Annotated in this window: 9 protein-coding genes; 5 read left to right on the forward strand and 4 right to left on the reverse strand. The window is 43.2% G+C overall.

Annotated features, from left to right (window positions below; translation table 11 throughout):
* Positions 1 to 13: 13 nt before the first annotated feature.
* The 3 genes from A0256_18575 to A0256_18585 form a co-directional block, all read right to left on the reverse strand.
* Complete coding sequence (locus A0256_18575; protein ID AMR33281.1) at positions 14 to 2,371, reverse strand: ABC transporter permease; 2,358 nt, start codon at positions 2,369 to 2,371, stop codon at positions 14 to 16.
* Positions 2,372 to 2,593: 222 nt separating this feature from the next.
* Positions 2,594 to 3,271, reverse strand: coding sequence for a phosphonate ABC transporter ATP-binding protein (locus A0256_18580; GenBank protein ID AMR33282.1), 678 nt, complete (start codon positions 3,269 to 3,271; stop codon positions 2,594 to 2,596).
* A gap of 131 nt (positions 3,272 to 3,402) precedes the next feature.
* On the reverse strand, positions 3,403 to 4,659 hold the full coding sequence (locus A0256_18585; protein ID AMR33283.1) for an efflux transporter periplasmic adaptor subunit: 1,257 nt from the start codon (positions 4,657 to 4,659) through the stop codon (positions 3,403 to 3,405).
* Between the two features lie 395 nt (positions 4,660 to 5,054).
* On the opposite strand from A0256_18585, the gene A0256_18590 reads away from it, so the two are divergent.
* The 5 genes from A0256_18590 to A0256_18610 all read left to right on the forward strand — a co-directional run bounded on the left by A0256_18590 (position 5,055) and on the right by A0256_18610 (position 11,039).
* On the forward strand, positions 5,055 to 6,413 hold the full coding sequence (locus tag A0256_18590) for a sigma-54-dependent Fis family transcriptional regulator (protein ID AMR33284.1): 1,359 nt from the start codon (positions 5,055 to 5,057) through the stop codon (positions 6,411 to 6,413).
* Positions 6,403 to 7,755, forward strand: a complete 1,353-nt coding sequence (locus A0256_18595; protein ID AMR33285.1) for a histidine kinase — start codon at positions 6,403 to 6,405, stop codon at positions 7,753 to 7,755. Before A0256_18590 ends, A0256_18595 begins: the two co-directional genes overlap by 11 nt.
* Positions 7,756 to 7,983: 228 nt before the next feature.
* Complete coding sequence (locus A0256_18600) at positions 7,984 to 9,867, forward strand: molecular chaperone HtpG (protein ID AMR33286.1); 1,884 nt, start codon at positions 7,984 to 7,986, stop codon at positions 9,865 to 9,867.
* 323 nt (positions 9,868 to 10,190) lie between these two features.
* Positions 10,191 to 10,754 carry a hypothetical protein gene (locus A0256_18605; GenBank protein AMR33287.1) on the forward strand — a complete coding sequence of 188 codons (564 nt, stop codon included), beginning with the start codon at positions 10,191 to 10,193 and terminating at the stop codon, positions 10,752 to 10,754.
* 51 nt (positions 10,755 to 10,805) lie between these two features.
* Positions 10,806 to 11,039 carry a hypothetical protein gene (locus A0256_18610; protein AMR33288.1) on the forward strand — a complete coding sequence of 78 codons (234 nt, stop codon included), beginning with the start codon at positions 10,806 to 10,808 and terminating at the stop codon, positions 11,037 to 11,039.
* Between the two features lies 1 nt (position 11,040).
* Here A0256_18610 and A0256_18615 read toward each other — a convergent pair whose 3' ends face one another.
* Positions 11,041 to 11,970, reverse strand: a complete 930-nt coding sequence (locus A0256_18615) for a xylose isomerase (protein ID AMR33289.1) — start codon at positions 11,968 to 11,970, stop codon at positions 11,041 to 11,043.
* Between the last annotated feature and the right edge of the window lie 29 nt (positions 11,971 to 11,999).

An 11,999-nucleotide genomic window follows, 5' to 3' on the forward strand; every position in this document is an offset into this window, starting at 1 on the left:
ATAGACCATCAACCTACTCGCTTCTTAAACTCTTCACAGGGTTAGCCAGCGCGGCTTTAACCGCCTGAAAACTTACTGTAATAATGGAGAGCAGCGTAGTTACAAAAGCAGCTATCGCGAATACCCAAATGCTGATATTTACCCGGTACGAATAGCCCTGCAGCCAGTTGTGCATGCCATACCATGCTACCGGCGTTGCAATTAGAAAAGCCACACCCACCAGCATCAAAAAATCCTTCGATAACATGGAGGTAATGCCCACCACAGATGCGCCCAATACTTTACGCACACCAATTTCCTTTATTCTGTTCTGGGCCATATAAGTAGCTAAACCAAACAAACCCAGGCACGATATAAATATGGTTAAGCCCGCAAAAAGGGTAGCCAGCGTACCTGTACGCTGCTCATCTTTAAATTTCTTGCTGTATTCTTCATCTATAAAGTGATAATCAAAAGGGTAATCGGAATTGTACTTTTTAAAAACTTGCTCGGCGAGTTTCAAATTCGCTGCTGTGGTGTTCTTGTCATTAAGTTTATAGTGGATCACGTTAAACCAGGCGGATGGCCCGTGTATCACCATAGGATGAACCGGCTCATAAGGCGATTGCAAAATGAAATCTTTAATAACCCCTACTACAATAAATTTCCCGTTGCTTCTCTTTACAATACTACCCACCGGATGCTTGAACCCCATAATTTTCACAGCCGCTTCGTTGAGCATGATACCTGTAGAATCCGATGGGAACTTCTTTATGTCTATCTCACGACCGTCAATCACTTTCAAGCCCATCGTTTTGGCGAAGTCACCGTCGGTATTGAAAACGTTGAAATCTAGTTTCGCCCCCTCTGGCTTGCCCTCCCAGTTGTAATCCCAGGTATCGCTCCAGCCCTCGGTCATAGGCGCACTTGTTTTACTTACTGCAGTGGCGGCACCGCTGTTCAACAGATCATTTTTAATGAGGGAATAGTTTTTTTGCACAGTGCCCGACATGAAACTGTAAACCAGATTATTCTTTGTATATCCGGTATCGCGATTTTGGGCGTAATCCAATTGTTCTTTTATAATGATGGTTGAAATGATCAGCACTATGGCAAACGTGAATTGTGTTACGACCAACACCTTGCGGGGCGAAAGAGCAGCCCTGGCTGCCTTAAACGTACCCTTTAAAACTTTTACCGGGATAAAAGAGGAAAGATACAGCGCAGGATAACTGCCGGACAGCATTCCTGTAAATAGGATAAAGGCAAGAAAGATTGTCCAAAACGCCGGACTAGTGTAAGGTATAAACAATTGCTTGTCGGTAAGCATATTAAACGAGGGCAGCGATAACTGGATGATGACGAGCGCCACTAAACCTGCAAAAAAAGCGATCATGGTGGATTCGCCCAAAAACTTAGCAACTAGGCTTGTTTTTGAAGCGCCTACAACCTTCCTGATGCCCACTTCTTTTGCACGTTTTTCGCTCCTTGCAGTGCTGAGGTTCATAAAGTTGATACAGGCAATCAACAATATAAAGCCTGCAATTATGCTGAATAATTTAACGGTTTCAATTCTGCCGCCCACTATCTTTCCATTCTCGAATTTTGAATAAAGCCGCCATTTGGTAGCCGGATGCAAAAAAACGTCTATGTCTTTTATGTCCGAATGTCTGCGGGTGACATCTTTAACGAGCTTATTCGCACTAGCTTCGGTTACGCCCGGCTTCAGTAGTACCCAACTATTCACAGAATTATTGCCCCAATTTTTATCAACTTCTCTATTCGTTTTCTCAAGATATGTCCACGGCATTAAATATTCAAAGTCGAATTGCGTGTTGTTAGGCAAGTTTTTCATCACACCGGTTACGGTGAAAAAATCAACACTGTCTATTTTGATGGTTTTGCCCATCGCATCCTCATCGCCAAACAGTTTCTTTGCTGTTTTTTCGGTAAGGACAATATTTTTCATTTCATTCAGCGCAGTTTTAGGATTGCCCTTTAGCAAGGGAAAACTAAACATTATAAGAAAATCAGGGTCAGTAAAATTCCCCGAGAGCGTAAGGTGCTTATTGCCAATGCTAAATAAGAAGTTGGCGCGATCGGTCCGTGCTGCCTGCTCTACCTGCGAAAATTCTTGCTTAAACGTAGTGCTCATGATCTTAGGTGTAGTACCCCAGCACCAAAGCTTGCCATCGAATACCGAGCGGTTATACATCTGGTATAAGCGGTCTTTATTGGCGTGAAACTGATCATAGCTTGCCTCGTTCTGTACCCAAAAGAGGATCAATGCAGCACTGGCCATACCAACAGCAAGCCCGGCTATGTTAATGGCGGTAAAACCCTTATTTTTCATTAGGTTCCGCCAGGTTAATTTCAAAAAGTTTTTTAACATAATAGCTTATAATTACACTGATTTATAATTATGATTACACCGATTTAAATCGCTTTCATTGGGCTGCAGAACTTGTGTGTAATGGGGCAGTTCAGCGCTCAAAACCTAAAAACAAGGCAATTCTCAAGCCTTCCCACCGCCAAAACGCTTTTGGCAGTGGGCGAAGCCGGAGGCACACTTAACTATATATTAATCAAAAAAGGTAGTTCCTGCTGGTCGGTATTAAACCATAATGTTTTCCATTACGGTTTGTCCGTCTAATAAACGGATGATACGGTGGCTGTAACGGGCATCATGCTCAGAGTGGGTAACCATAATAATGGTAGTTCCCTGCTCGTTCAGGTCGGTTAATAGTTCCATTACGTCGTTACCGTTGCTGCTATCCAGGTTACCGGTAGGCTCATCCGCAAGGATTAGTTTTGGTTTGTTTACAACCGCGCGGGCAATAGCCACACGCTGCTGCTGTCCACCAGATAATTGCTGCGGGTAGTGGTTGCGGCGATGCATGATCTGCATCTTATCCAGTACTTCTTCCACCCTTTTTACACGATCGGCACTGCTTACACCGGTGTAGATAAGGGGTAGCTCCACATTTTCAAAAACGGTTAACTCATCAATCAGGTTAAAGCTTTGGAAAACGAAACCAATGTTGTGTTTACGCAGATCGGCACGTTTGCGTTCGTTAAAGTGCGCTATCTCCACACCATTAAATACATAGCTGCCATTGTCCGGATCATCCAGCATGCCGAGGATGTTTAGCAAAGTTGATTTACCGCAGCCAGACGGGCCCATGATGGCCACAAACTCGCCGGTGTTAACATCCATTGACAGTTTGTTCAATGCAATGGTTTCTACCTCCTCAGTGCGGTAAAATTTCTCAAGATTTGTAATTTTTATCATTTGGCCTCCCTTGTGCCCTTTCGCCGGTTAAGCGAAAGGACGTTTTGATTTAATTGTGATTTTTATATTTTAATAGTACTTATTTCGTCTTTATCAATCCCTTCTGACAGTGAATACTGGGCTTCCTTGCATTACTTTTTCAGCACCAGTTCCTGTATATCCCCATAATTCTCATAACTGGAGGTAATCACCTTGTCACCAGGTTTTAAACCCTGCAGCAGCTCATAGTTATCGGTATTGAAGCGGCCTATCTGGATATCAACCTTATAAGCGGTTTTGCCATCTTCGCTCACTTTAAAGATCCAGTTACCACCGGTTTGCTGGTAAAATCCACCCTTCGGAACCAGTAATGCAGTTGTTTCGTCGCTCAGGGCCAGGCGAATCTGTAAAGTTTGCCCCTTGCGGATGCCTTTGGGTACCTCGCCTACAAACTTCATATCTACCTTAAAACGGCCGCCAACAATGTTGCTGAACACCTTAGTAATGGTAAGCTTGTAGGTTTTATCGGCAAAGGTAAAATCGCCCATAAGCCCCGCATAGATCCGCGACAGGTAATGTTCCTCAACATCAACACTCACCTTGAAACCGCCTTGGGCATCCAGCTGCCCCAAGTGTTCACCTTTATTTTTGTTTTGACCAACCTCGGCATCCATCGCGGTTAATTGCCCATCTATAGGGGCACGAACGGTTAAATCGGCTACTTTTTTACGCATCAGTTCCAGCGTGCTTTTCATGTGGGCATATTGCTCACGGGCCTGCTGGGCTTCCTGGGTTGTTAAAGTGGTATCTTGTTTTAAAATTTGGGTAGTCAGCTTTTTTCGTTTTAGCTGATAGTTATAGGTATTCTCCGCAGTTTTATATTCCTGCAAGCCGATAGCTTTCTGATCCAGTAATTTTTTATCAAGATTGTAAACCCGTAAAGCTTCAATATATGCGCTTTCCACATCAGCCATTTGATTAAGTTTATTAATAGTGCTAGATGTTGCGCTGTTATGTGAAATCTGCATCTGTGTTTGTGCCGCATATACCGCGGTTTCCTGGTTCGCCAGGTTTAGCTCCAGATCGGTATTAGATAAACGGATGATCGGATCGCCTTTTTTAAGGTTGGCACCATCTTCAACAAACTTCTCTTCCACACGGCCGCCTTCTATTGCATCCAGGTAAATAGTTGTTTTTGGCGTTACCACACCGTTCACCGGGATAAACTCCTGGAAAGCCCCTTTCTTAACTTCGCTGATCGTGATCCGTTCGGTATCAACATTTAATTTGCTTTTACCCCCCACAGCACCAAAAACCATCCAGCTGCCAAATAATACCACACCTGTTATACCGGCTATAGTCGCAAGCCGATTGGTACTCCATGTCTTTTTTTCTATTACTCTGTCCACAGTGTTATCTTAATATTTTCATGATAGATACAAAAACACATGCCACAAATTAAAATACTGTATTTCAATACATTAAATCACTTTAGCAATAATCCACCGTACGCTAATGTTACAGCATGTGTTCGGTTATGATACAATGCGTTTTTGAGCTAAGCGATGGGATAGCATATTCCATACTTGATTTTCAACCCAATAGCTATTATAGCATAAATGGTATGATATTTAACAATCAAATATTAAATTGCAGAGGTATTTTTAGCCGAATATTATTAATATGAAGCCGCGTTTGGCTTAGTCTCTTGATGCAGCACAGAAGCAGGCAACGGGAAGCTAATCGAGTTTAATATCTGCCCAACACCGTTGAACATTTGAACCAACGAACTATCGATCTATATATGATACTTAAAAAAGCTACTGTTTTAATTGTTGACGACGACCCCGATGTATTAACGGCAGTTAAGTTATTACTTAAAACAGAGACACAGGAAATTATCACTGAAAAGAACCCGGAGAACCTGAACTGGCTGTTGCAACGCAACCAGGTAGATTTGGTGCTTTTAGATATGAACTTCAACAGCGCCATTAACACCGGCAACGAAGGTATTTACTGGCTGCGCAAAATTAAAGAGTGGAAGCCCAACGTTTGCGTGATCATGATCACTGCATATGGAGATATCGACCTGGCGGTGCGCTCTCTTAAAGAAGGCGCAAATGATTTTGTGGTAAAACCCTGGCATAATGAAAAGCTGATAGAAACCATTAAAGATCTGCTGGATAAAAAAGAGGGCACCAGTAAAAGCAGCAAACCAACGGTGAAAGGCGATGCCGGTAAAGCTATTCTTGGCGAATCGGACGTGATGGAGGATATTTTTCATAAGGTAAATAAAATAGCCCCTACCGATGCCAATATTTTGATCCTCGGCGAAAACGGAACCGGTAAAGACCTGATGGCGAAGGCCATCCACGATCGCTCGCTACGGGCTAATAAGCCTTTCATTAAAGTAGACGTGGGCGCCCTCACCGATAGTTTGTTCGAGAGCGAACTCTTCGGTCATAAAAAAGGTGCTTATACCGATGCCCGTGAAGACCGGATGGGCCGTTTTGAAGAAGCCGAAGGCGGCACCCTCTTCCTGGATGAAATTGGCAACATTAGCCTGCAGCAGCAAGCAAAACTGCTTACTATTTTGCAAAACAGGCAGGTTACGCGATTAGGCACCAACAAGGCTATCGATATCGATATCCGCCTGATCTGCGCTACCAATGTCCCTATATCTGAGTTGGCCAATGAAAATAAGTTCCGTAAAGATTTAATTTACCGTATTAATACGGTGGAGATCAACATGCCGCCATTGCGCCGCCGTAATGATGATATCGTGATCCTGGCGCGGCATTTCGCAAAACTATATGCAGGCAAATATTTAAAGCCAAGTATGGATTTTGATAACGCAGCACTTACCAAGTTAAAATCGTACAACTTCCCGGGCAATGTACGCGAGCTGCAATACACAATCGAAAGGGCGGTGATCATGGCAGATGACCATATTCTGCATGCAGACGACCTGATCTTCTCCATATTGGAAACCCCGGGAGAGACCGCACTGGAGGATGACAGCAATATCCCGCTAAGTGAAATGGAAAAAAATGCTATACTACGCGTTATAGATAAACACAGCGGCAATATTACCCGTGCGGCTAAAGAACTGGGCTTAACCCGCACCGCACTTTACCGCAGACTAAGCAAGTATGACATTTAACCGGTATGAATGGCGGCTGCTGCTGCGTGTTTTATTCTTGTTTGTAGCTATCACCGCTACATCCATGGTAGTTGTGGCAGGTAAGGGTGCCTATTTATATGGGGTGATCACCATACCGCTGGTGATCTATTCGGTGTTGGATCTCATCCGTTTCCAGCGCAAGGCACAGGACGAGGTGAACCAGTTTGTAGAGTCGATCCATTACCGGGATTTTAGTCGCCACTTTGACGTTCGGCGTGCGCCAAATGAATTGAAACCGTTAAGAAAGGGTTTTAATGAGATCAACTCCACCTTTAAACTCATCAGCCGGGAGCGCGAAACGCAGTATCATTACCTGCAAAAGATCCTGGAACTGGTTGACACGGGTCTGCTCTCTTACGAACAGGAAACCGGCGAAACCGGTTGGATCAACGAAGCCTTTAAAAGCCTGATAGGTGTCCCCTATTTAAAAACCATCCATTCCCTTGAAAAGCGCGAGCCCGAACTTTATGCCAACATTATAAGGCTAAAGCCCGGCGATGCCGAAGTGTTGAGTGTTACCCGGAATCAGCAACAGGTAAAAATGCTGGTAACTGCCAGCCTGATGCGCAGCGATGAGAAAATGTACAAACTTGTGGCTTTCCAGAATGTAAGCGAAGCTTTGGACGAAACAGAATCGAAGGCCTGGTCGAAGTTATTGAATGTGATGACGCATGAGATCATGAATTCGGTGGCGCCAATTTCCTCGCTGGCTGATACGCTGAAGAATAGATTGCAGAGCCCAGAGATTACCGGATCGGTGAACAGCTCCGACCTGGAAGATATCGAACTGGGTATAGACACCATTAAACGCCGCAGTGAAGGTCTGCTCAAATTCACGGAAAGTTATCGCAGCCTTAACAAAATTACCCGACTGGATTTGGATAAGATACTGGTGCGCAACATGTTCGAGAACCTGAACAGCCTGATGCGCCCGACCCTGGAGAAAAAGAACATCGAGCTGGAGATCATTCTGCGAGATCCTGCCCTGGCTATTGAAGCGGATATTAACCTTATCGACCAGGTGATGATTAACCTGCTGGTAAATGCCATAGAGGCGGTAAAAGACAAGCCGGAACCACGTATAACCCTGTCTGCCGAAACCAAAGGCAACAAGGTCCTGGTGAAAATTATGGACAACGGCCTGGGTATGCCGCCAGAACTGCTGGATAAGATATTTATCCCCTTCTTCAGCACGCGTAAAACTGGCAGCGGTATCGGCTTAAGCCTCTGTAAACAAATTATGCTGCTGCACAAAGGTAACATACAGGTACAAAGTGTGGATGGGAAAGGTGCCACGTTTATTCTACAGTTTAGCGCCTGAACAATTAAAGAATAGCTATTAATGCCCTTGTTGGTGTTTTCACCAACAAGCCGCTATGCGTACCACTGTGCACAAGTTCACCGTCCTAAAGGTTGTTGGTGAAAACACCAACAACGGCGGAAATTCTTACACCCAGCAGCTCTGCCAATTCGTCACTATATCTCACTTTGGAACGCTGGTTGATAAAGCCTTACTGTAAATTCAAACATCACACTAAATTATACTACAATGCAAGAAAAAGGATCTATTTCGATTCACACCGAAAACATTTTCCCTATCATTAAGAAATTCTTATACTCTGATAACGAGATCTTTCTGCGCGAGCTGGTTTCTAATGCTGTAGATGCTACGCAAAAAATTAAGCGTTTAGCGTCATTAGGCCAATACACCGGCGAACTGGGCAACCTGCGTGTGGAAGTTGCTTTTGATGCAGACAAAAAGACCATCACCATATCTGATAACGGTTTGGGGATGACGGCTGAAGAAATAAAAAAATACATTAACCAGATAGCTTTTTCAGGCGCTACCGAGTTTGTAGAGAAATTTAAAGAAGCTAAAGATGCTAATGAGATCATCGGCCGTTTTGGTTTAGGTTTTTATTCGGCATTTATGGTGGCAGACCGGGTTGATATTGAAACCCTTAGCTACCAGGATGGTGCAGAACCTGCCCGCTGGACCTGCGATGGCAGCACCGAGTTTGAAATAAGCGAAGGCAGCCTGGAAGAGCGCGGTACCGAGATCACCCTGCACATTAACGCAGAATCTGAGGAATTTCTTAACCAGCAAAAACTGCAGGAGATCCTGGACAAATACGCTAAATTCCTGCCGGTACCTATTAAGTTTGGTACCACTACGCAGGAAGAGGAAGATGGTGTTGACGAAGAAGACAAGCCAAAATACAAATCTGTTGAAACCGACAATATCATTAACGATACCACCCCTATCTGGACGAAATCGCCAAATGAGCTGAAGGATGAGGATTATCTTAAATTTTACAAAGAACTTTACCCTTACAGCGAAGATCCTTTGTTCTGGATCCACCTGAATGTTGATTACCCTTTCAACTTAACCGGTGTATTGTATTTCCCTAAACTGAAGAACGATTTCGAGATCACCAAGAACAAGATCAAATTGTTCAGTCGCCAGGTATTTATTACTGATGAGGTGAAGGATATCGTTCCGGAATTTTTAATGTTATTACATGGTGTTATCGATTCACCGGATATCCCGCTGAATGTGAGCCGGAGCTTTTTACAGGCTGATAGCAACGTTAAAAAGATTAACAGTTACATTACTAAAAAAGTGGCTGATAAACTTTCTGATCTGTTTAAAGCAGACCGTAAAAACTTTGAAGACAAATGGACCGACATTGGCCTGTTTGTAAAATACGGTATGGTGAGCGAAGAGAAGTTTTACGATAAGGCTAAAGACTTTGTTTTAGTGACCAATACCAAAAAAGAGAATTTCACCTTACCGGAATACAAAGACAAGGTTGAAGCTACCCAAACTGACAAAGACGGCCAATTGGTTTACATTTACACCAACGACCCAGATAAGCAAGATGCGTTTATACAGTCGGCCGGTAAAAAGGGCTATGATGTATTGGTGATGAACTCGCCAATAGATAACCACTTCATTAGCCAGTTAGAGCAAAAATTAGAGAAAACATCATTAAAACGTGTGGATGCTGATGTTGCCGATAAACTGATTAAGAAAGATGAAGTACTGGAAACAGTATTGAACGAAGAGCAATCGACTAAGATCAAAGAGATCTTTGATAAAGCCATCAACAAACCAGCCTATAAAGTTCAGCTGGAAAGCCTTAACCCGGATGAATTGCCGGTTACTGTTACAATGGATGAGTTTATGCGCCGGATGAAAGATATGGCTGCTATGGGTGGCGGTATGGGTTTCTACGGCAACATGCCCGATAACTACAAGGTTATTGTAAATGGAAACCACAAACTGATCAGCAAGATCCTGGCTGATGATAATACTGAAGTACAGGCTCAGTTGGCCAAACAAGCCTTTGACCTGGCATTGTTATCGCAAGGCCTATTAACAGGTGCCGAATTAACTGAGTTTGTTAACCGGAGCGTAAGCTTGATATAATTTACTCTCGTTCCCCTAAGGGGGGAGTTGAAAAAATAAAGCCATTCTGCATATGCAGGGTGGCTTTTTAATTTTAACCAGTTGAAAACAGTTTATGGAATTAGGCTTAATAGTGCATCCTTCTTTTAAATAAGCAGATCATGAGAAGGTTAATAACATTTGCAATGTCTTCGAACGTAAGGACAGGTATTTCAAAAGTAAACAGCAGCTAAGAGGTATAAATATTGTCGATAAAGGTTTAATGTCTGCGGATGTTAAACTTATTTACATACATAATGTTATACCCTAAGCAAACGTTATATTTATAATATAATTAGTTAACAATGAAAACTTTAATAAAGATATTGATGGCAATGACTGTCGTTTTTTCGATCAGCATGCCGGGCATGGCTCAGCCAACAAAAGCCGACAAGGAGGCTGCTAAAATTGCAGCAGTGAAACAGCTTATTCAATCAAAAAACTACGTGTTTAAGGCGCAGTATGTTTACCCCTTAAATAATGATGTAATACAACTATTAAATGGGCAGGGTGCCGGCAACCCGAGATATTTAAACTATGGATACGACCTGCAGGTAAAACCGGATACGATCATCTCCTACCTGCCGTATTTTGGCGAAGCTTATTTTAATGTGGGCTATAATTCAACCAATGATAGCGGTATAAAATTTACATCTACCAAGTTTGATTACGCTACTACAGAAAAAAAGAAAGGAAAGTTCCTTATCAACATTAAGCCGAAGGATGCCCGGTATACCAATCAGCTTATCCTTACCATTTCTGCCACAGGTTCGGCAAGTTTATCGGTCATTAGTGTTAACAGGCAATCTATTACCTTTACCGGGTATGTTGAAGACAAAGAAAAACCAAAAGAAACAACTAAAAGCTAAAAAATGCTAAGAATTGACATCCCACAAAGTTCTGCCCTGATAACAAGGGACATGTTTGACGAATATAGTATCCCAAAACCACCGAATGGTACGGACACAGAGGTTAATGAAGATGTTATCCTGCTGTTCGACGACGAACAGCAGGCGGTAACATACTTGGATGAATTAGAGGACTACGCCGACGATGTAGACGACGAGTCGCCGGAAAAAGATATTTTAAACGCGCTCATCACCGCAATAAGCGATGATAGCTTCGTGCAAACGTATATTGAAGAAGAAGAATAAGCTAAACGTTTAAACTCTTTTGTACAAATGCAAAGCTGCTGGCCATGCTTGCAAACGGATCTTTAGGCATATCATGCTCTACAAAGAAATGCTGCATGCCTGCTGATTTTGCTGCTGCGAAGACCGGTTTAAAATCTATAGTGCCGCTGCCTACCGGCAAGATGGTCTCTCTTGCAGCATCCAGGTCTTTCACGTGCCAAAGCGGGAAACGACCCGGATGCTGTTTAAACATTTCGACCGGGTTTTTGCCGGCTTTAATGGCCCAGGCCAGGTCAAGTTCAAACTTTACCTCATCTTTGTCTGTTTCGGCAAGCATAAGGTCGTAAGGTATTTTGCCGTCAACGGTGTGGAATTCTGCATCGTGATTATGATAACAAAATTGCAAACCTGCTTTTTTTGCAGCAGCGCCTGTCTTTTGCAATATCGAAATAGACGAATTAATATCATCGAGGGTATTGATTGGTGCATTGGCGCAAACCAGGTAGGTAACACCGCCCTCTGCTGCTTCGTCAACCAGCTGCTGCATGTTATCGCGCAGATTCAGCATTGAAGGCACTACCATAGGTTTACCATCTGGTGTGGTGGGCATTTTCATTCCCGGAGGCATTTTGAAGGGAGCGCCCAACACATGGTGCGATTTCCATGCAAGGCCTTCCCCATTTACCATCGCCTTAAATTCTTTTGGCTTCATACCGTAATATCCACCTAATTTGCTAAAAGCAGATTCAATCTCCTTGTAGCCAACGGCAGAAATTTTGCTTAACGTGCCTTTAACATCTGCATCCATTACATTAAAAAATGTAAATAATTGGATCCCGACGGCATGTTTATCTGGTAAGCTTAACAAAGAAGCCGCATTGCCCGATAAAGCAACACTACCAAGTGCCAGCGCACCGGCACTTTTTAAAAAGTCACGTCTGTTTGAATTCATCATAATTGGTTTTAGTTTACTTGGTCAAT

This window comes from Mucilaginibacter sp. PAMC 26640, assembly GCA_001596135.1.
GTDB lineage: Bacteria > Bacteroidota > Bacteroidia > Sphingobacteriales > Sphingobacteriaceae > Mucilaginibacter.

Coding starts and splice junctions, on each gene's coding strand:
- A0256_18605 (AMR33287.1), top strand. CDS start 10,191: ATGAAAACTTTAATAAAGATATTGATGGCAATGACTGTCGTTTTTTCG.
- A0256_18615 (AMR33289.1), bottom strand. CDS start 11,970: ATGAATTCAAACAGACGTGACTTTTTAAAAAGTGCCGGTGCGCTGGCA.
- A0256_18580 (AMR33282.1), bottom strand. CDS start 3,271: ATGATAAAAATTACAAATCTTGAGAAATTTTACCGCACTGAGGAGGTA.
- A0256_18595 (AMR33285.1), top strand. CDS start 6,403: ATGACATTTAACCGGTATGAATGGCGGCTGCTGCTGCGTGTTTTATTC.
- A0256_18575 (AMR33281.1), bottom strand. CDS start 2,371: ATGTTAAAAAACTTTTTGAAATTAACCTGGCGGAACCTAATGAAAAAT.
- A0256_18590 (AMR33284.1), top strand. CDS start 5,055: ATGATACTTAAAAAAGCTACTGTTTTAATTGTTGACGACGACCCCGAT.
- A0256_18610 (AMR33288.1), top strand. CDS start 10,806: ATGTTTGACGAATATAGTATCCCAAAACCACCGAATGGTACGGACACA.
- A0256_18600 (AMR33286.1), top strand. CDS start 7,984: ATGCAAGAAAAAGGATCTATTTCGATTCACACCGAAAACATTTTCCCT.